A 20,193-nucleotide genomic window follows, 5' to 3' on the forward strand; every position below is an offset into this window, starting at 1 on the left:
AATGGAAAACGTGCAAGCTGCGATCGCGGCGGCAACATTTATCGGTGTAGTTTTCTTAATAATTACAGAATGGATACACCTCACAGTTGCGGCATTTCTGGGAGCGCTGATTCTGGTTTTTACCCACGTGATGACGTTAAAGGACGCGATCGAATATATCAATCGCAGTCACGCAACGCTGGGCTTATTCTTCGGAGTCATGGTAATGGTGAGAGCCTTTGAGCCTACGAAAGTATTCGACTACTTGGCAACTCAAATGGTGCTGTTGGCGAAAGGCAAAGGCAAAAATCTCTTGCTGGGCATTGTAGGGATTACTACGCCAATTTGTGCAGTTTTGCCCAACGCGACGACAGTCATGCTGCTAGCGCCATTAATTCCGCCAATGGCACAAGAAGTCGGTGTAGATTTTGTGCCGCTGCTGATTTTAATGGTGTTTGTTGCCAACAGTTCGGGACTGCTGACAATCGTGGGCGATCCCGCGACATTCATTGTCGGCGATGCGATTAACATGAGCTTTGCAGATTATCTGCTAAAGTTAAGTTTGGGCGGGGCGATCGCAGTAGCAGTCATATTAGTTATTTTGCCGTGGATGTTCCCAGAAATATGGCACAAAGAATTGGATAATTTGGATAATTTGCCACACCCAAAAATCAATCACCCGCGAGTCTTAGCAGCGGGCAGCTTAATTATAGCTTTCGTGCTGACATTTTTTGTAGTTGGAGAGTCGTTACCGGTGCCAATTTCACCGGCAGCCGTTGCTTTGTTGGGAGCTGGTTTGGCAATGCTTTTAGCTCACCACAGCAAAATTGATTCTCTTAACAATATTTTGCGGGATTTAGATTGGAGCACGCTGCTATTTTTTATGTCGATATTTGTGCTGATTGGCGGTTTGGAAAAAACCGGAGTCATCGGCAGTATATCGGGAGTATTAGCAGTTATTTTAGGTAAAAATATTTTTTTGGGTTCTTTAACTTTGTTATTTTTCGTGGGTTTGATGTCGAGCGTGGTGCCAAATATTCCGCTGGTGGTGGCGATGGTGCCGCTGCTAAAACAGTATGTTGTCAATGTCGGGCTCGCGCCGGCAGAGGTGCTGGCGCCGGATTTTGCAGGCCAGTTTCCACCGGCGGTGCTACCGCTGTTTTATGCGATGATGTACGGGGCAACTTTAGGGGGAAATGGCACTTTGGTAGGAGCTTCTTCTAATATTGTGGCGGCGGGAATTTCTGAGCTGCACGGGCGACGGATTTCTTTTCAAACTTTTCTGCGTTACGGGTTTCCTGTGATGGGGTTGCAATTGGTGGCTGCGGCTGTTTATGTAACTATCCGGTTTCTGATTTGAAGAAGTCATCTGTCATTAGTCATTGGCCTGCGCAGGACATTGGCCAAACAGGCCAAACAGGCCAAACAGGCCAAACAGGCCAAACAGGGCATTAGTCATTAGTTAACAGTCATTAGTTAACAGTCAGCAGTCAACAGTCAACAGTCAACAGCCAACAGTAATCTACAATCCCTCCAATTCTAAGGGCAAAATTACAGTGAAGGAGGAGCCAACTCCTACTTCAGAAACTAATTCGATTTTACCTTGCAAGAGGTTGACTAATCGAGCGACAATTGCTAGCCCTAAGCCGGTACTGTCAGGAATGTGAGAAGCCAGGGAGTTGCCGGCTCGAAAATAAGGCTCAAAAATCCGATCGCAGTCTTCGGAAGCAATGCCAATTCCTGTATCGGTGATGCAGATAGTCCAATGTTGGTCTGACAATAATTCGCTTTTTATGGTAACAGTACCAGCTTGGGTGTAGCGAATGGCGTTGCTCGCCAAGTTGGTGACAATTTGCTGCAAGCGCAAGTAATCTGTCACAACTCGATCGAGAACCGGATCGCACTCAACAGTAATCTCTAAATTTTTTGCTTTCGCCAAAGGCTCGATTATTTCGACAACAGTGCCGATCGCCGATCGCACGTTTGTGGGACTTAGCTGCAATTGTATGCGTCCCGCGTCGTACCGCGAGATTTCCAGAGTATCGTTAATTAATTTAAGTAACTGTCTGCCGTTGGTGAGGACTTTATCAATATATTTCAAATTGGGAGCAGCATCTTTAAGTTCCTCATTTTTTTTGTGCCTTAAAAAAAGTTCTGAGTAACCAATAATAGAGGTGAGGGGAGTTTTCAATTCGTGAGCTAAGTGAGATAGATTTTCTTGACTGGCCCGAACTAAGCGAGTCAGCTCTTGATTTGTAAGTTGCAATTCGTGCTGCAAATCCTGTAGTTTTTGCAATCTTTCCTGGGTATAGGTTTTGAAACAATCAGCAATTGCTTCGTCGAGGGCCGTGTCAATTAAGCGGTAAGCTCGGCTCACTTCAGCGGCTGAGCCTTTTAGCAAGTCTGGCTCTAAAGCCGAGAAAATTACCCTCCGCAGCAAGCGGTATTCCCGCGCAATTTCTTCGGCATCGTAGCCTTGTTTTGCCCTGACACTCCCGTGGTCTAAACTTTGTTCTACGACTGTCAGAATCTCCTCGCTCTCTTGGGATTGGGACAGCATAGTTGCGATCGCTCCCAGTACGATGGGAAGGCTGTCGCGCACGGAATCGTAGGTGAGTTGCTTGGCGGTTCCGATTTGCTCGTCGCAGCGAACAGCTTCGATCCAGTTTTCGGTAATTGTGTCTATTTTATCTTGTAGCGCTTGGCTAAAATCTATCATGGCTTTTGTATGCAAATGAAGCGAGCGATCGCATTTTATCTCTACGAGGTTAGTTTAATAATTAACCTTTTTACTGATCTCCAAGTTTTCAGCTTCCCCGATCGCCAATATCTACTCCTAGAGACGTATTGACAAAATTCTACGCTCGTGCTAGGTTAATTGAAATTGGCTGTAAAAGTCAAGCCTAATCCAGCAGTGCGCGATCGCACTAAAGCGTGTCGCTGGAGCGGAGGAACCAATTTTCGGGGCGAATCTCTAGAGAATTAAACAGCAAAGTTAAAAGTTGCAAAATTTGAATGTAATTTTTAATTTGGAAATCTCTTGAGAAGGACATCTCTCAGTCCTAGCCCGTCAGCTAACTTCGCAGGCATTGAGAAGAGACTGAAAAGCCAAATTTCTGAAAAAGATAGTTTGGCTTCGTCAGTGTCTCAGGTTGGTATTGTTCAAGATTCTTGTACCGCCCCTGACTCTGAAGGAGATTAAAATGTCGATTCAGCTTAATTTATCTGCGATCGCAGTTGCCGGACAAGCAGCGTGGAAACGAGCAAAACCCGTTGTTATCCGAGATAATGTATTGTTGCCCGCCGCTGGTTTTTTGGGAATTCTTGGCCTGTGGTGGATTGTTGCCAGCTTCAAAAGCGATTTAATTCCCACCCCGTATCAAGCGTTAATCGCTAATTTAGATTACATATTGCATCCATTTTATCAGCGCGGGCCCGGAGATTTAGGCATTGGCTGGCTGCTGCTGGCGAGTTTGCGGCGGGTGTTGCTGGGATTTTTGCTGGGTGCAGCAGTGGCGATTCCCGTGGGATTTCTGATCGGGATGTCGAAACCGGCAATGATGGCGCTCAATCCGCTGATTCAAATCTTCAAACCGGTGTCGCCGCTGGCTTGGCTGCCGATAGCTCTATCGATTTTTAATTTAGCAGATCCGTCGGCAATTTTTGTCATATTTATCACCTCTTTGTGGCCGACAATTATCAACACGGCTCTGGGAGTTTCTAGCGTTTCCAAGGATTATCTGGATGTGGCGCGAGTGTTGGAAATGCCGCGCTGGAGGCGGATTACCAAGATAATTTTGCCTGCGAGTTTGCCTTACATTTTTACAGGTTTGCGGATTAGTTTGGGGATTGCTTGGTTGGTGATTGTGGCGGTGGAAATGCTGACGGGCGGTGTGGGAATTGGCTTTTTTGTGTGGGATGAATGGAGCCGTTTGAATCTGAGTTCGGTATTTTTAGCGGTGTTTGTAATTGGCTTAACTGGTTTGTTGCTTGACTATGCAGTTGGCAAAGTTCAGGAAATGGTAACGCACCGATCGATCGAGAGTCATTAGTCAAGAGTCATCAGTCAGCAGTCAGTTGTCATTAGTCATCAGTCATTAGTCATTAGCTAAAAACTCAGGTTTGAGATGGCGGATAGTTAGCGATTAACGATCGAGAATTATATCAGAGTGAGTTGCCAAATAAAATGCAATTGATTTGCTAGAGCCAAACTCTTAACTCATCAGTCATTGCCAATTCTTCAATTCTTCAATTCTTCAATTCTTCAATTCTAAAATCTAAAATTGTATGAGTGATAACTTTTCCAATGAATGGAACCGGCGGGAGTTTTTGCAAGGAATGGGTGCGGCGGCGGCAGGAATGACTTTATCCGCTTGCGGAATTAATGCCGATCGATCGGCAAAAGGACTCACAGAAGAAGCCGAAGCGGTAAAGCCGATCGTCAATTCCCAAACCTTAGAAAAACCCAATTTAACCGTAGGATACGTACCCGTTAACGATTGTGCACCATTTGCGATCGCCTGGAAAAAAGGATTTTTCCGCAAATACGGCTTAAACGTCAAACTCAACCGCGAAGCAAGCTGGGCAACCTCCCGCGACGGCATCATCTTCGGCCGCCTCGACGCCTCCCCAGTCGTATCCGGCGCCGTCACAAACGCCCGAATAGGTGCCGAAGGAGCGCGCCACGCACCCCTGTGCGCGGCAATGACAATTCACCGCCACGGCAACGCCATGACGATGAACAAAGCGATGTGGGATTTCGGCTTGCGCCCGTGGCACGAATACAACGGCAATTTTGAAGAATTTGGCAAACAGTTTCGCGCCTTTTTTGACAGTCAGCCGCCGGAAAAGAAAGTTTGGGCTGTTGTGTTGAGTTCGGCGATTTACGAATACTTTGTCCGCTACATATCGGCAGCCGCCGGTGTCGATCCGTTCAAAGAATTTCGGGTAATTATTGTGCCGCCGCCGCAGATGGTAACGAACATGAGAATTGGGGCGATGCAGGCTTACATGGTAGCAGAACCTTGGAATACGCGGGCGATTACAGGCAATTTGGGAGTGGGTTTTACCTTCGCGCAAGGTAAGGAAGTTTGGCTGGGACATCCCGATCGCGTTTTGGGAGTAATGCAGTCATTCATAGACGAAAACCCGAAGACTTATTACTCGCTGGTGAAGGCAATGGTGGAAGCTTGTCAGTATTGCAGCAAGCCGGAAAATCGCAGTCAAATAGCAGCGCTGTTGACCGATCGATCGTTTACTGGAGCTAAACCTAAAAACGGGGCGATCGACAAATTTACCAAGCCGGGAATAGTTGGCGAATACAACTATGGAGGGTTTGACGAAAAAGACCGCACTATAATATCGGAAGATACAACTATTTTCTATGATATTCCTAATAACTTGCCCCAAATACCGGGAAATCATTCAACATTTATGTGGCAGTCTCACAGTATTTGGTTGATGACTCAAGCCGCCCGCTGGGGACACATTAAGGAGGTGCCGAAAAATGCTGATGAATTAGCTAAACAAGCTTGGAGAACCGACCTTTACCGCAAAATTGTTGCCGAAATGGCGATCGATTGTCCCAAGGAGGATTACAAAGTGGAACCTGCGGAAGTTTTTATTGACAAAAAAGCATTTGACCCGAGCGATCCGGTGGGTTATCTCAATAGTTTTGAGATTAGAGCCAACCGCCCTCAATCTTTTTTTATGTCTTAAATCTGCCGTTTTTCCTAGCCTCCTGCTAGGGGTTGAAAGTGACGAGCGAGCTCAATCGCGGGGTGGGGGCGGGTTTATTTAATCTCGAAGCAATTTTTGAGGCTATTGGCGAACCCGCCCCTACGAGTTTATTGCTTGGGGATGCCCAATCTCCGTTGAAATTCACCGAAAAACATCATTCTTATCAATCCTGTAGGGGCGGGTTCGCCCAGAAATTCAAATGGTGGAGATAGGTTGAATAAACCCGCCCCCACCTCAATTACCAATTACCAATTACTAATTACCAGGAGCGTCACATGACTCAGCATACTGCTACTTCTATCAACACTAATAGCCAAGTCCCTAACCCCTCTGCCTTTCTGGAAATTAACAGCTTGTCCAAGTCGTATAAAAATGCTGACGGCACCGAGTTTAGCGTTCTGGAAAATATCAACTTAAGTATTGGAGAAAACGAATTTATTTCAGTAATCGGTCACTCGGGTTGCGGCAAATCGACGCTGCTGAAAATAGTGGCAGGTTTGGAAAAACAAAGCGGCGGAATCGTGACACTCGATGGCAAAGAAGTTCGCAAACCGGGTGCCGATCGCATGATGGTATTTCAGCACTACGGATTGCTGCCTTGGCTGACGGTGCGGGAAAATATTCGCCTAGCAGTTGATGAAGTTTTGCAAAATCTCAGCAGGGCCGAGAAGATTAGCCTTGTCAACGAACACCTAGCAATGGTAAACTTAACAGCAGCAGCAGATAAATATCCCGATCAAATTTCAGGGGGCATGAAACAGCGGGTTGGGATTGCGCGAGCTTTGGCACTTCGGCCGAAGATGTTATTAATGGACGAACCGTTTGGAGCGCTGGATGCTCTGACTCGCGGCAAGTTGCAGAAACAGGTGCTGGATATCTGGGAAAATCACAGACAAGCTGCCATGATGATTACTCACGATGTGGACGAAGCTATCTATATGTCCGATCGCATTGTGTTGATGACTAACGGCCCGGCGGCGACAATCGGCGAGATTTTGGAAGTACCGTTTGCGCATCCGCGCGATCGCCAGGAGTTGCGGGAATCTCAGGAGTATTACGAACTGCGCAACTACGCCTTGAATTTTCTCGATCGCTACTTTACGCAAGACGAATAACGCCAGACGCAGAGACAAAACTATTCACTTAAGAGAGGTCAAGCCTGTGAATCTCAAAACAATTTTAGCGCGTTTTGAAAGTGCATTGGGATACCAAAACTTAGCAGAAGAAATGGTGTTGCTGCCGGAGCCAAAAGTGCCTGTTTCTAAGAAATTAAAATCTCCAAAAGCGGCAAAATCAATCAATTTTATTGTCGGTTACAACAGTTCTCCCAAAAGTCAAACAGCTCTGGACATTACCCTGTGGATTGCGCATCAAACTCGTTTAGTAACCACAAAAGAAGTCACGGTGCAAGTCGTCTACGTACTCGACGCAACGCCCAACAGTTACGATGAAGATACTTGTAGTTTGGGCGTGGAAAATGCCTGGGCTACGAAGCCGAAACTGTCGGATTTAGAGGAAACATCGGCTCTTTACTGTGCAGCGCCTGCGATCGCATTACCTACAGCCGGAATCCAATCGGTATCCCAGCGGGCAACTTGGATCGATCCGCCTTATTTACGAGCAATTTTTAGTCAAAACAATGAGTACGAGGTAGCAGATAAGTTGCTGTGGCAAGCGCGCTGTTTGGCGCAGGAATGGCGCGGTTTATTCAAAGCTCATTTGCGCATCGGTCGGGTTGCCACAGAACTGAGAAATGTGGTAGAATTAGAATCAGCAAATTTACTGTTTTTAGGCTGCAATTCTAGCAACCACCCGCTGGTTAGGGAACTAAGTAAGAATTTTCCCTGCTGCGTGCTGGGGATTCCTGCGGCACTCAGCTATCAGATGGATTTTGGGGCTGAAGAAAGTTTGAGCAACTTGCAGTTAGCTACAGCTATGCCTGCACGTTAAACTGGTTGGAACTTACGAAAAACCTCTATATCTAGGGTTCCATGCACACCGCACCTTACCGCTATTTCTTAGTCTCAAGCGAGAGGGACGAAAGTTTGTGTAGTAGCGATTTCAATCGCGCCCGTCTTATGAAGGGGTTTTTAATGCTTACCGGAGCGCAGAAAGTTCGTTAACTAATTTTATCCGGCCCCGGCACACAGAGCGCAGGAGGCGATCGATCGAGCGTTTGTCATCCTCAGTCAAAGTTTCGTCAAAAATAGCCGCCATTAAACCGTAGCGATCGGCTAAAGTAATGTAGCCTCTATGATTGACTTCGGCAAACAGCTCGCCCAAAGCAGATGGAATCAGGTTGACAGGGGTTTCCATAGATTGACTCAGAACTAGACGATCGCGCGATCGATCTTTTCTGCGGTAACAAAGATCGATCGCACTCTAATAGTTTGTACGGATATTCCCTTAAAAGCTGTGACAATAAACAGCAAAATTTGTGACAGCAAACAGCAAAATTTGTGAAGGACATCACATTCAATATTGCCAAATTATGCCTCAAGCTTGCAGTTGCGTTTGAGCGCAAACAGAGCAACTGCAAACTTAATTTTTTCTAAAGATTGTAAATCGGCACTTCCTCCACAGGTTCAGCTAACTCAAACTTAAACACCCGGGAATAGAAATAAAACTCGCCATCAAGAGTTCTTTTAATATTTTCAGCGCGTCGAAAACCGTGCTGTTCCCCTTCATAAGCAACGTAAGCCACCGGCAAACCTTTAGCTTTCAATATCTCTACCATCATTTGGGCTTGATTCGGCGGCACGACTTTATCTTCCAATCCTTGAAAGAAGATAACGGGACAAGATAAACGTTCGGCCGAATGTATGGGCGATCGAGCTACATACAAATCTTTGCGTGCAGGATAAGGCCCGATCAATCCATCCAGATAGCGCGACTCAAACTTGTGAGTATCCGCTGTCAAAGCCTCCAAATCGCTCACTCCATAATAGCTCGCACCGGCCTTAAACACATCGCGGAAAGTCAGAGCGCACAGAGTCGTGTAGCCCCCTGCACTGCCTCCGGCGATCGCCATTCTTGCACCGTCTACCAAACCCTGTTCGGCTAAATATTTAGCACCGTTAGTGCAGTCATCAACATCAACAATTCCCCAACTATCTTGCAGCCTTCTGCGATATTCCCGGCCGTAACCGGTGCTGCCGCCGTAATTGACATCGAGCACGGCAAAACCGCGACTCGTCCAATATTGAATTTTCAAATTCATACTGCTAGAAGTAGCAGCAGTTGGGCCGCCGTGACTTTTTACAACCAGCGGCGGTTTTTCACCCGCAGGTGCAGCGAAATCTTTGTTTTTCGGAGGGTAGAAGAATCCGAAAGCAGTCAAATTGTTTTCCGTGGGAAATTCCAGCGGTTGCGGTACGGAAAGATAACCCGAATCGATGCTTAAATCGCTCGACTTCCGCAAGATTTCCCGTTGACTTGTGGCTAAATTTAGCTGTACAATAGCAGTAGGTGCGATCGGCGAACCGGCCAGGAAAACCGCTATTTCTCCGCGCGCTTGCACCGACGAAATATCACTGTAACCTGTCTCAATATTTGTCAACTCCTTTGTCGCTAAATCGAGACTCGCTAAATGCCACTTGCCTTGCTGAGTGTAGGTGCAAATAATTTTGCTTTCCGAGACAACAGCATAGGTAGACATTCCAAAAACCCACTGAGGAAGACCGAATTCAGCCGCCATTTCGCAAACTGGTTCAATTTCTGGTTGTTCGCGCAAGCTTGTTTCTATCTTTGCTTCCCCCCTTGCTAAGGGGGGATTGAGGGGGGTTCTATAGAAATTCCACCAGTTCGACTTGTCAGAAACAAAATACAAAACTCCATCGGGCGACCATTCCGGCTGAAAAATCGACTCATCAACCCCGCCCCCAACTAAATATTTTTCGCCTAAATAACCGCCCTCATTAATTTCTGCTACCCACAATTGGGTGCCATCCCAAGGCATATTCGGATGGTTCCAACAAATCCAGGAAAGTTGAGAACCGTCAGGACTCAAACGAGGGGAAGCATAAAAATCGTTGCCTTGAGTTAAGATTTGAATATCTGCGCCGTTATCTAAATTAATGCTAACAATTGTATTCACAGATTCGCCCTCACCTGCATTGTCTTCGCGCACGCAAATCAGGCGATTTCTTTGCTTGTCAACAATCGCATCTGCGTAGCTACAATTAGCAGCAGGTGTCAGCGGTTCGGGCTGAGAATCTAATGTTTGACAGTAAATGCGCTGGTCGGCAAAATGAGAGAAATAGACCGCACCGCCAGCAACTGCAAAAGCACCGCCTCCGTATTCGTGAACGCGAGTGCGAACATTAAAAGGCGGCGGTGTTACGTCAGTTATTTTACCGTCGGGAGTGCGCCGCACGATGACGCTTCGTCCTGCTTCCGAGGGTCGTCCTTCTACCCAGTAAATATCGTCGCCGTCAATAGCAATTTGTCCGAGTCCGACAGTTCCCGAAACAATTAAATCTGAGGTAATGGGAGATTTCCAAGAGCCGTAAGGTGATACTGTATTCATATATATAAATTATCAAGTGAGGTAGAGATGGGGAATTGGTAATGGGGAATTGGTAATGGGGAATTGGTAATGGGGAATTGGTAATGGGGAATTGGTAATGGGGAATTGGTAATGGGTAATTGGCGAGTAGCTCACTTGAGAACGGCTATAGTTGAGTCACTTGTATTTCTCGAACAAATAAATTTATATTTGTATTTTACAGGAATTCAGTCACCCGGGAAGCAGAATGTCGAAAAAATTGGTACTAATGGATCACGACGGTGCAGTTGATGATTATCTCTCAGTCGTGTTGCTGATGACGATGGAGGAAGTGGAAACTCTGGGAGTAATTGTCACTCCGGCGGACTGCTACATTCAACCGGCCGTGAGTGCAACGCGCAAAATCCTTGATTTGATGGGGCGTTCAGAGGTTCCGGTGGCGGCGAGTACGGTGCGGGGACTCAACCCTTTTCCGGTTTTGTTTCGGCGAGATTCCTTTGCGTGCGATCGACTTCCCATTCTAAATGAAAAAGCAACCGTTGACGCGCCGTTAATATCAGAACCCGGACAAAACTTTATGGTGCGAGTTTTGCGGGATGCCCCCGCACCGGTCACTTTAATGGTAACGGGGCCGCTAACAACAGTAGCGCAAGCTTTAGATATTGCACCAGAAATTGAAAGCAAAATTCAAGAAATTGTGTGGATGGGAGGCGCACTCAACGTTCCCGGGAATGTTAGCAAAGATATGGAACCGGGACAAGATATGTCGGCCGAATGGAATGCTTACTGGGACCCGATAGCCATCGATAGAATTTGGCAAACACAAATCCCCGTCGTGATGTGCCCTTTAGATATCACCAATAACGTACCGCTGACTGTGGAATTTTCCAATCGCTTAGCCAGACAGCGCAAACATCCAATTTCCGACTTAGCAGGACAGTGTTATGCCCTAGCAATATCTCAAGATTACTATTTTTGGGACATTTTGGCAACGGCTTATTTGGCGCATCCAGAATTTTACGAATTGCGAGAATGGGAAACTGAAATTGTTACTGAAGGTGTCAGTCAGGGGCGCACAAAAGTTAAAAAGGGAGGGCGAAAAATTCAAGCAATGGATCGAGTAGATACTGAGAAATTTTACAATTACATATTGCAGCAGTGGGCGCGTTGACAGTTGACAGTTGACAGTTGACCTGTGACAGTTGAGGGCGACCTCTACCTGCAAGGAAGAGGATTCGAGTAATGAATAGTCTTGTTTTAATTTCTCCCTAGAAGACTTGGGGCTTTAAACCAATTCTTTCTGGTAAAATCAGATTTTTCAGGTGCGTCGCTCGCTTGATTGTCGGATGCAGTGGATTTCTCTGGGCGACGCACCCTACGGCTTAGTTTGTGTATTCTCTTTCTTAGTAAAAAACAAGATGAAATCATCAAATAAATTCTGGATTGTTGCTTGTGTTTTGTACTTTTTGATTATTCTCAGTATCATGCTAGTGGCAGATATGGGGCTCTTAGTCAACTTTCCTCTCGCTCATCCGCCTTTTGACAAACTCGGACATTTTATTTTGTACGGAATTTCCTCTTTTTTATGCCATAGAGCTACTGGCAAAAAAATGATGAGCGTGTTTAATTATCCCATTCCTTTCGGACCCGCACTTTTTACTGTGTTCACTGCTGGGGAAGAAATGCTGCAAGCGATTTTGCCCAACCGTACTGCTAGTATTGAAGATTTTTTATTTAGTTTTTCGGGGATTGTAGTTTTTTATTGGATTGGAGAAGTTTGGGATAGAAAAAAAGGGAAGTGATAGAGAAGGAAGTTCGGCAACGGATTTTATAACTGATTTAACGGATTTAACGGATAGAAAGAAGCAGCCATTCTCCGCAGGGGTTTCAGTAGATTTTTATGAGAAGTTGTAAATTAGGGTGCGGTGGACGGTGCGCTCCCAGCCTCAGTTACTTTCTCATGTTTTTGAGCACTTGTTCGAGTGAATTTGCTTCTTGAGTTTTGCCTTGGCTTCTGAATAAATCCCTGGCTTTTTTTACCGACTCTACTGCCTCTGACATTTTATTTTGTGCGTACAGGACTTGTCCAAACATATAATGAAATTCTGGGCTGTTGGGTTTGAGGCGAATTGCGGTTTCAAAATTGGGAACTGCTTCTGCTAGTTTGTTTTGATTGGCTAGAATGCTGCCCAAGTTAGCGTAAGCTTCGGCAAAATTGGGGTCTATTTGAATGACTCTGCGAAAGGCGGCTTCTGCACCGGCCCTATCTTGTTGTGCTGCCAAATTTAAGCCTTCCTGAAAATATTCGTTCGCCCCAGGGTTTTGAACTAAAATATTTTTTACTGGTAATTCGGTTCGCACCGGTAATATCGTGTCCGGTGGATTGACCACAATAAGATTGGTTTGTAGTGCGCCCAAAAGTCCGCTCTCTGGCTGCGGACTTTCGCGCGCACTACGAAGCGTTTTTGTTATGGTAATCGACCGGACATGATATAAAGAGATATTTGCAGCATAAACTGGAGCAACTGTCAATAGACTGGCGGCTGCGGCCGCAGTTAAAAATTGATTTTTTTTGAATTCCTTTAGCATTAGTAATTAACCTGGATTTCCCATCTCGACATTTTTTTAGAGGGTTCACTCACTCTCTTCCAAAAAGGTTTGTACTCGACCGTTCGGTCTCAAAACAACTCGAATTTTCGGGTTTTTCCCATTGGAAACGGCAGAAACAAACGGCTCGCCGACTAATGGCATACTAGCGCGATCGATATAATCGGCTGCTGCTTTTCCCATGGGCACAATAGTTTGAATTGACCCGTTTTCATCGATCAGCAGGCTGTATTCCAAGGTTTGTTCCATTCCTTCTGGTGGCTTCCAGCGTTCTTCAAAGTAGGTTCTAGCTTCTGAAACCTGAGGAATTGTATCAAATAAAGTGCGGTTTTTTTTGCTCGCGGCAGCCTGGTTGTTGTCCTCTGACTCGGCTTGCGGTTGAGCGTCCTCAAGGGGTGGGAGTTCGGTGCTGGCGGGGGGAAGAATTGGCTGGGGGAGGCGGGGGAAGGGTTCCTGCGGGGGAACGGGAAACCGGGAAGCGGATAGGGAGGGCGGCAGGGGGGGCGGTACGGCGGGAGCTAGTCTCGGCGGTAGGGGGGGCAGCAGGTAGGGTACTGCTGCGGGTGCTTGGGGGGCGGCAATTGGTGGGCCTGGTGCGGGATCGGGAATTGTGATGATTTGCCCTTGAGTCCGGGCTGGGGCGCTATTTGAGGCTGCGGGTGCGCTGCCGTTGGGGGGAAATAGCAGGGGTGGCTGCTGGATGGGGCTGGGTTTGTTGGTGGTTGGGGCCGGGCCGATCGCGATTGGGGGCAAGCTGGGGCTTTGTGGGGCGGCGGCGGTGTTGATGGGCGGGGGCGGTAGGGGGGGTAAACCGGGTGTGGCTGCGGCTGTTGGTGTTGGGGATGCCGTGGGGGAGGTGGTGGGGGCGGGAACTGGACTGGGGGAGGCGCCAGCTACTATCTGGGGCTGTCCTGGTGCGGGGGCGAATTGTGGATTGGCGGGGGCTGTGGTGGGGGCTGTGGCGGTTTGCGGGGAGGTGGCGGGTCGATCGAGCATTTTGACAATTCCTGTCGTCAGGCCGACGCTGGCGACCAGCATTGCTGCCACATTCAGCCAGGGTACTGCTTTGGCCCGTCCGCGCTCGCGGCTGAGGTTGGGGAGGGCCATGACTTCGGCGGCGCAGTCATCTAGTGCTGTGGCCAAGTCAAAGAGTTGCAGGGTGCTCAAGTTTACCGTCGGCCCGGATTCGGCGGCGCTCAAAGAGCCTAAAAACAAGTTGTGGGCGAGCAAGCCGCGGGGCTCTAGGCGGGGGGGAACCGGAAGGTAGGAAGTGTTTGGGGCGGCGGTTCCCCGTTCGGATGTGTTGAGGGGTCGATCGAATATAACGGCATTGCGCGCGGCTTGTGGCGAGTCTGAGTCAGCGGTAAAACTAATTTGAGAATTGAGGTTGTTGTCCCAATCGCGGGATTCGCCGAGCAAGTTTTGGACGTAGTTGCTGACTGCTTCGTGGAGGGTTTCGAGTTGCAGGCGATCGCCCCTGAGAGTAACGTGTTGGGTATCTGGTAGCCTGGGGTCGTCAAGCCGCAACTCGAAATTTAAAGATTTAAACACGGGTTGACCCGCCCAGCGAGATAGAGGCGAAGTTTTGGCTGTAATTTCCAGCGTGCAAGTGGGGGGCGTGTACCGTTTGAGAACCATAGCAGGAATTAAAATTTCTACTTTAAAAATACCGAATTGTTAATTCTTAGCACGGTCTAGCAGAGCCAGCCAGAGCCGCCTGTGGCCGCCGGGGCTGCTGTAAAACAGCAAATCGATCAGGAGTTTCAGGGCCAAATTAGTTAGTTCTTTTGCCGATAAAGTTTCTGCATCTTCCATGCGATCGGCATAAGTGTTGCTGAACCTATCAATATAGTCTCCAAGCAAAGCGACTGTGTGAGGTTCGCGGTTTTGCTCTGCCATTTGTTCCAGCAGAGCCACGGCGCGGCGGATTAAAGCTTGGTGCTGTGAAGCTAAATGACAGCTTATCAAAACGAGCGATCGAGCTTCTTCTACATCCAGTTTTTTCCGCCCTCCCTGGCCTTTGCGCAGCGGGTTAGATTGGCGCAGCCGCCACAAAGCCACGCGATCGGCTACCATTGGCTCTAAATTCAGTTCGGCTGCTACTTTGAGCATCGCCTCCGAGCCAATTTCTGCCAGCGCTTCTAGGGCTAACAGCACTAAATCCAGTTGGGCTTTAATGTTGTCCAACTGGGTAGGTTCTGGTGCTTTTTGGGTCAATTCTTCCCAGTTGGGAGATGGGCCCGTTTCGTTTTTGGGAGCGGATGACTTTACGGTCGAGCGCATGGCTTGGGCACGGGAAATAAGACAGGTTGAGGCAGGATATCGAACAGTATGCAGTGCTTTTGTTTGGCGGCCGGACAAAAGCAGATTCTGTTAATTTTTCTCCATAGCTCGTTGCTTTGATTCCGGCAATCGTGACTGTTGGACGAATTTGCGAGTTGAAAGTTGCGGTTGCTTCCGCACGATCGACAGCAACCACCAAAACCCATAATTTTTTTACCCCCAACCATCCTACGCCGCCTCGTGCCCGAAATCAATTTTGTGTGTTCCGACTGAGCTGTTGGGGTGCAAAAGATTTAACTTTTCGGGCGGGCTCTCCTGCGCGCCCCACAAGAGTTTGAAGGAACACGAGCCGGAAAATTAGAAGCACGCCAGCTTATTTGAGATAAACCACCGTCACGCCTCCACCTCCTTCTTTTTGACTGGCGAGTTCAAAGCGAGAAACCTGCGGGTGAGTAGCCAGGAACTCGTGAACCCCGCGCCGCAACTGTCCCGTACCTTTGCCGTGAATTATCCACAGCACGCCGTATTCCACGGCTTTGGAAAGAGCTCTGTCGATTTCGATTTCGGCATCTGAGACTCTGGCGCCCCGGAGGTCGATCGTATTGTTTGCAGTGCGGATGGCAATTTCGGGATGGGCTTTTGCAGGTTCCGACGCTGCTTGCTTAGCTTTGGCGGTAGCTGCTGCTTGAGCTGCAATCTTGGCGGTTTGAGCCTTAGTTTCCGGTTTTTCACCGTCGAGGGATTCAATTTCTGCCAGTTTCACAGTCATTTTCATAATCCCAAACCGCACGCTCAACTCTTCGTTAGCATCGGGCCCGCTGAGGACTTCGGCGGTTTGTCCCAGGGTGGGAATGCGGATGCGATCGCCCACTTTCGGCATAAAACCCGGTTTCGGTTTCGCCGGTTGTTGCCGAGAGGGCAGGTGTTTTTGGGAAATTTGATTTAAAGTATCTGTCGCCAGTTGGGCCTTTTGAGCCGTTTGGTCGCCCGCCTGCAAGCGGCGAATAATTTGAGCAATTTCTGATTTTGCCGTGCCTATCGCCTCATTTACTGCCACTTCCTGAGCTATTTTTAGTTCTCGCTCCCGCTCTTGCAAAGCGGCTGCTTTTTGAGAAACTTCCCTGTGCAGTTTTTCGGTTTGGTGGAGCAGTTGAGTTGCTTCTCGGGCTTTGGTTTCCTGTTTCCGGCGCTGGGCTTCTAGTCCTGCAATCACTTGATTGACATCTTGAGATGCTCCCCCGACGTAGGTTTGAGCTTCTTCGACTATGGATGCTAGCAAACCGAGTCTTTTGGCAATGGTGAGGGCGTTGGAACGTCCGGGAATTCCCCACAGCAAGCGGTAGGTTGGCTGCATGGAATTGTCGTCAAATTCTACTGAGGCATTTTCAAAGCGGGCGTCTTGATATTTGAGGGCTTTGAGTTCGCCAAAGTGGGTAGTTGCGATTGTTAGTAGGGAATGTTGGGCGAGATATTGCAATAGGGCGATCGCCAATGCGCTGCCTTCAGATGGGTCTGTCCCCGCTCCTACTTCGTCTAACAAAACTAAAGATTTGGGAATTGGGCATGGGGCATGGGGAATTGGGAATTGGGAATTGGGAATTGGTAATTTAGGTTTGAGAATAGGAGCCCAAACAGCTATCTGTGTATCTGTTAATTCCTCGTCTTGCTGTTGGAATTTTGGATTTGGGAGGTTTGAATTTTCTTCCCCTTCTTTTGAATTTCCCGCCTGCGATTTATTGCCTAAAGCTTCTAAAATGCGGCTGATGCGGCGGATGTGGCCGGAGAAAGTAGACAAACTTTGCTGCAAAGATTGTTCGTCACCAATATCGGCGAGAATGTTGTCGAACCAAGGCAATTCTACGGGTTCGCGGGCCGCCACAAACATTCCGGCTTTCGCCATTAAAGCAGCCAATCCCAAGGTTTTGAGGGTGACAGTTTTGCCGCCGGTGTTGGGGCCGGTGATGGCGACGACGCGGATGTGCGGCGCGATCGTCAAATCGACGGGTACGACTGCAAAGCCTTGTTCGTGTTGTTGCTGCCAAACTAATAAAGGATGGCGCAATTGACGGAGGGTAATTTGCGATCGCAGGTTGGGAATTAATACTTTGCTGTTTTCTGCTGGTTCCTCACCTGAATTTTCCTCGTCTAAATTTTCTGTATTTTTTGGTGATAATTCTGGCTCTCCCAATTCAATAAATTTCGGCGGATTTGCTTGGAGCCAATAACCGTAGCGCGCTTTAGCCGCAGCTAAATCTAAAGTTGTTACTACCACCACCAATCTGTCTAAATCTGGTTTGACTGCTGCGACTTGCTCGGTGAGGGCGCGGCGGACTGCTTCTTCTTCGGCTTGTTCTTGCCGGAGCAACTGCCGCATTTGGTTGTTAAGATTGACTGTGTTGTGGGGTTCTACGTACAGTGTCGCGCCGCTGGCTGATGAGTCGTGAACGATGCCGGGGATAGCATCTTTTTGGGGAGCTTTTACCGGAATCACAAAGCGCGAGCTTCTTTGGGTAATTACTTGTTCTTGGACGGCGTTGGATTGGCGCTGTAAAATGCCTTGCAGTATTTGATAAATGCGATCGCGCAACTGCCGCATTTGCACTCGAATTCCTGCTAATTTAGGAGTGGCTCGATCGGCTACTTGAGCGCGATCGTCTATACAGCGGTGGATTTCTTGCTCGATTTCGGGATAAGTCCGCAGTTGCGATGTTAGTTCTTTGAGCGTCGGGACATCGGGCGCAGAGTCAACGATCCGGCGCAATTGTCTCGCCCCCGCGAGGGTAGTAGCAATTGCTAGCAATTCTTCACCGCCGAGCAAACCTTGCAGTTCGGCTCGTTGCAGCGCAGGGCCGATGTCTTGGATGCCCTCAAAACTCAAAGCACCGCCAGCGCGGCTCTCTAACTGGTAAGCTTCCTGAGTTTGGGCCAGGAGTTCGGCTGTTTGAGCTTGAGTTGGCGGAATTTGGAGATCCAGGGCGGCGGCGACGCCGAGTTTGGTGGCCCCGAAGGTAGCCAAGTGCTGACACAGGCGCGGCCATTCTAATAGTTCTAGTGTTTCGGATTGAATCAAAGTTGAGCTGGTGTTGGTGATTGGCATTCCCAGGCGCTGACCTAGAAGGTGAATTAGAGGAGACGATTAATTAATTTTAAAGTTTTTTTATTGTTTCCGGGCGCAACTTGAGAAAGTATCTAGGATACTTGTCAGTGGATTTTTCATTTTTCGCATTGAAGATTTGAGATGTAGTCCTCCAGATGAATCTGGGAGCTTGAACTGGGGTCTACCATTTTGATCTGCCCGATCCGAGTGTCGGAAACTTGTATCTGTTTTTGGGCAAAGTCACAAATTAGCAAGGCTAGAATTTGGTTTTTTGGGTGGTGCGTCTAAAATTATACCTTATACCGAGCTATTTGTGCGTTTGAGGCAGCTAAAATCTGTTGTTTTTTCTAGGATTGAACTATCGTGTAATTTTAAATATGTCCGCGCAATTCTGGCGGTTGTATCCTAAAGGGTAAGTTCTGGAGCGGGTGTTATGGCAAAGATTCTGACGATCGCGGATGCTGCGACTTTGGAAGTCGCGCAAGAGTTACTGGGGAGGGAGGGACATCAGGTGAAAGTCACTCCCGACGCCAACGATGGTTTAGACTTGGCGAGGGAATTGTCGCCGGATGTGATAATTTGCGATGGGACTTCGCCTCAAATCAACTGGTTGGAGGTGTGCCGGCTGGTGAAAGCCGATTCCCTACCCTTCGGGAACCCCTACGGGGAACGGGATAGCTTCGCTTCACGAGAATTGGGTGCAGCTTATTTTATGCTGCTGACAACACCCGAACAATTTACCGGGGCTCAAGAATTGGAGGCGCTGGTGGACGATTTTCTGTTTAAACCGATAGTTGAGCAGGAATTGTTGTGGCGGGTGCGCGCGGGTTTGCGCGGGCGCGAGTTGAGGCTGGAGTTGCAACGAACCCAGCAAGAATTGCAACTGTCGCGCGATCGAATCCTGGAAAGTGAAAAAATGTCTAACTTGGGCGAATTGGTGTCTGGTATCGCCCACGAAATTAACAACCCAATTACTTTTATTTACAGCAATCTCACTCACGTCCAAAGTTACGCTACCGATTTAATTGAACTGCTGCGATTGTATCAAAAACAGCTCGTCAATCCCGACTCGGAGATTCTGCAAAAACAGCAAGATATGGATGTAGAATTCCTCCTCGACGATTTGTTGAAAATTGTGAGTTCCATGCGTACCGGGAGCGATCGCATCCGCCAAATAATCTTGTCGGTACAGGATTTTTCCCGCAGCGATCGATCGGGCTGGCAGTTATTCGATATTTCCGACGGTTTAGAAAACACTCTGTTGTTGTTGCAGCACCGCTTGCCGGCGCGCGATGGGCGGCGGGACATCAAGGTGATGAAGCAATACGGAAATCTGCCGCAAGTTGAGTGTTACGCGGGTCAGCTCAATCAAGCTTTTCTGAATATTATCAATCACGCGATCGATGCTTTGGAAGAGTCGATCCAAGAGTTGGATGAGTCGGAATCGGTCAAATTTAGACCTGTGATTTTGATTAGCACTCAGGTAGTCGATGCTCAGCGAATTGCTATTGAGATTGGTGATAACGGCATGACAATCAGCGAAGAGATAGCAGAGCCAATTGCAGATTTATTGTTGATGGCGGAACCTGCGGAGCGCAGCAGCAATTTGGGACTTACTGTCAGCTATCGAATAATTGTAGAGCAGCACAAAGGAGAGTTAAAGTGTTTTTCGGAACCGGGTAAAGGTACTAAGTTTCGGATAGAAATTCCGCTGCGGCACAGTTAATACCATTTTCGATTTTGGATTTGGGATTTTGGATTTTCGATGGGGGATGACTTACTGTATAAGGGTTGGGAGCTTGCATACAGTTGTATCATTTTTTGAAAGTGGTATAATTAATAGTTGTGAGATGAGCGTGCTGGGGTAAATTTATCATAAATCCGTCCCTTTTAACCCTGGTACATTTGTATTTACCGTTGGGTGGGGGCGGGTTTTTGAGATTGTTGGTTTTAGTCAGAGATTTTTGGCGAACCCGCCCCT

General features: G+C 48.0%; 15 protein-coding genes and 1 riboswitch. Of the genes, 8 read left to right on the forward strand and 7 right to left on the reverse strand.

Annotated elements, in window-relative coordinates:
* Nucleotide 1: 1 nt before the first annotated feature.
* The gene (locus tag QUB63_RS24805) at nt 2-1,339 is read left to right on the forward strand and encodes an ArsB/NhaD family transporter (RefSeq protein WP_332947989.1); all 1,338 of its coding nucleotides are present in this window, start codon (nt 2-4) and stop codon (nt 1,337-1,339) included.
* A 162-nt stretch (nt 1,340-1,501) separates the two neighbouring features.
* On the opposite strand, the gene QUB63_RS24810 is transcribed toward QUB63_RS24805, so the two are convergent.
* Entirely contained in the window at nt 1,502-2,698 is a 1,197-nt protein-coding gene (locus QUB63_RS24810) for a sensor histidine kinase (RefSeq protein WP_332947991.1), read from the reverse strand.
* A gap of 171 nt (nt 2,699-2,869) precedes the next feature.
* Nucleotides 2,870-3,083: riboswitch (cyclic di-AMP (ydaO/yuaA leader) on the forward strand.
* A gap of 99 nt (nt 3,084-3,182) precedes the next feature.
* Between QUB63_RS24810 and ntrB the strand changes: the two genes are divergently transcribed.
* The 4 genes from ntrB (at nt 3,183) to QUB63_RS24830 (ending at nt 7,668) form a co-directional block, all read left to right on the forward strand.
* A complete protein-coding gene (gene ntrB / locus QUB63_RS24815; protein WP_332947992.1) occupies nt 3,183-4,031 on the forward strand; it encodes a nitrate ABC transporter permease in 849 nt (282 codons plus the stop codon).
* Nucleotides 4,032-4,266: 235 nt separating this feature from the next.
* Nucleotides 4,267-5,697, forward strand: coding sequence for an ABC transporter substrate-binding protein (locus tag QUB63_RS24820; protein WP_332947993.1), 1,431 nt, complete (start codon nt 4,267-4,269; stop codon nt 5,695-5,697).
* A gap of 296 nt (nt 5,698-5,993) precedes the next feature.
* Nucleotides 5,994-6,833, forward strand: coding sequence for an ABC transporter ATP-binding protein (locus QUB63_RS24825; RefSeq protein ID WP_332947994.1), 840 nt, complete (start codon nt 5,994-5,996; stop codon nt 6,831-6,833).
* A 46-nt stretch (nt 6,834-6,879) separates the two neighbouring features.
* Entirely contained in the window at nt 6,880-7,668 is a 789-nt protein-coding gene (locus QUB63_RS24830; RefSeq protein ID WP_332947995.1) for a universal stress protein, read from the forward strand.
* A gap of 147 nt (nt 7,669-7,815) precedes the next feature.
* Here QUB63_RS24830 and QUB63_RS24835 read toward each other — a convergent pair whose 3' ends face one another.
* Together QUB63_RS24835 and QUB63_RS24840 are read right to left on the reverse strand one after the other, a co-directional pair.
* A complete protein-coding gene (locus QUB63_RS24835) occupies nt 7,816-8,034 on the reverse strand; it encodes a hypothetical protein (RefSeq protein WP_332947996.1) in 219 nt (72 codons plus the stop codon).
* Between the two features lie 235 nt (nt 8,035-8,269).
* Complete coding sequence (locus QUB63_RS24840; RefSeq protein ID WP_332947997.1) at nt 8,270-10,246, reverse strand: S9 family peptidase; 1,977 nt, start codon at nt 10,244-10,246, stop codon at nt 8,270-8,272.
* A gap of 226 nt (nt 10,247-10,472) precedes the next feature.
* On the opposite strand from QUB63_RS24840, the gene QUB63_RS24845 reads away from it, so the two are divergent.
* Both QUB63_RS24845 and QUB63_RS24850 read left to right on the forward strand, forming a co-directional pair.
* Nucleotides 10,473-11,396 (forward strand): nucleoside hydrolase, encoded by a 924-nt coding sequence (locus QUB63_RS24845; protein ID WP_332947998.1) that lies wholly within the window; start codon nt 10,473-10,475, stop codon nt 11,394-11,396.
* 151 nt (nt 11,397-11,547) lie between these two features.
* Nucleotides 11,548-12,027: a VanZ family protein gene (locus QUB63_RS24850; protein ID WP_332947999.1), complete on the forward strand. Its 480-nt coding sequence runs from the start codon at nt 11,548-11,550 to the stop codon at nt 12,025-12,027.
* Between the two features lie 148 nt (nt 12,028-12,175).
* Here QUB63_RS24850 and QUB63_RS24855 read toward each other — a convergent pair whose 3' ends face one another.
* The 4 genes from QUB63_RS24855 to QUB63_RS24870 form a co-directional block, all read right to left on the reverse strand.
* Nucleotides 12,176-12,814 (reverse strand): tetratricopeptide repeat protein, encoded by a 639-nt coding sequence (locus tag QUB63_RS24855; RefSeq protein WP_332948000.1) that lies wholly within the window; start codon nt 12,812-12,814, stop codon nt 12,176-12,178.
* A 45-nt stretch (nt 12,815-12,859) separates the two neighbouring features.
* Nucleotides 12,860-14,470 (reverse strand): DUF4335 domain-containing protein, encoded by a 1,611-nt coding sequence (locus QUB63_RS24860; protein ID WP_332948001.1) that lies wholly within the window; start codon nt 14,468-14,470, stop codon nt 12,860-12,862.
* Nucleotides 14,471-14,509: 39 nt separating this feature from the next.
* Nucleotides 14,510-15,115, reverse strand: a complete 606-nt coding sequence (locus tag QUB63_RS24865; RefSeq protein WP_332948002.1) for a DUF3038 domain-containing protein — start codon at nt 15,113-15,115, stop codon at nt 14,510-14,512.
* A gap of 373 nt (nt 15,116-15,488) precedes the next feature.
* Complete coding sequence (locus QUB63_RS24870) at nt 15,489-18,185, reverse strand: endonuclease MutS2 (RefSeq protein ID WP_332948064.1); 2,697 nt, start codon at nt 18,183-18,185, stop codon at nt 15,489-15,491.
* A 460-nt stretch (nt 18,186-18,645) separates the two neighbouring features.
* Here QUB63_RS24870 and QUB63_RS24875 point away from each other — a divergent pair, with 460 nt between their 5' ends.
* On the forward strand, nt 18,646-19,938 hold the full coding sequence (locus tag QUB63_RS24875; protein ID WP_332948003.1) for an ATP-binding protein: 1,293 nt from the start codon (nt 18,646-18,648) through the stop codon (nt 19,936-19,938).
* Nucleotides 19,939-20,193: the final 255 nt, after the last annotated feature.

The organism is Microcoleus sp. ARI1-B5 (genome assembly GCF_036705795.1).
Lineage (GTDB): Bacteria > Cyanobacteriota > Cyanobacteriia > Cyanobacteriales > Microcoleaceae > Microcoleus.

Coding starts and splice junctions, on each gene's coding strand:
- QUB63_RS24805 (WP_332947989.1), top strand. CDS start 2: ATGGAAAACGTGCAAGCTGCGATCGCGGCGGCAACATTTATCGGTGTA.
- QUB63_RS24810 (WP_332947991.1), bottom strand. CDS start 2,698: ATGATAGATTTTAGCCAAGCGCTACAAGATAAAATAGACACAATTACC.
- ntrB (WP_332947992.1), top strand. CDS start 3,183: ATGTCGATTCAGCTTAATTTATCTGCGATCGCAGTTGCCGGACAAGCA.
- QUB63_RS24820 (WP_332947993.1), top strand. CDS start 4,267: ATGAGTGATAACTTTTCCAATGAATGGAACCGGCGGGAGTTTTTGCAA.
- QUB63_RS24825 (WP_332947994.1), top strand. CDS start 5,994: ATGACTCAGCATACTGCTACTTCTATCAACACTAATAGCCAAGTCCCT.
- QUB63_RS24835 (WP_332947996.1), bottom strand. CDS start 8,034: ATGGAAACCCCTGTCAACCTGATTCCATCTGCTTTGGGCGAGCTGTTT.
- QUB63_RS24840 (WP_332947997.1), bottom strand. CDS start 10,246: ATGAATACAGTATCACCTTACGGCTCTTGGAAATCTCCCATTACCTCA.
- QUB63_RS24845 (WP_332947998.1), top strand. CDS start 10,473: ATGTCGAAAAAATTGGTACTAATGGATCACGACGGTGCAGTTGATGAT.
- QUB63_RS24855 (WP_332948000.1), bottom strand. CDS start 12,814: ATGCTAAAGGAATTCAAAAAAAATCAATTTTTAACTGCGGCCGCAGCC.
- QUB63_RS24860 (WP_332948001.1), bottom strand. CDS start 14,470: ATGGTTCTCAAACGGTACACGCCCCCCACTTGCACGCTGGAAATTACA.
- QUB63_RS24865 (WP_332948002.1), bottom strand. CDS start 15,115: ATGCGCTCGACCGTAAAGTCATCCGCTCCCAAAAACGAAACGGGCCCA.
- QUB63_RS24875 (WP_332948003.1), top strand. CDS start 18,646: ATGGCAAAGATTCTGACGATCGCGGATGCTGCGACTTTGGAAGTCGCG.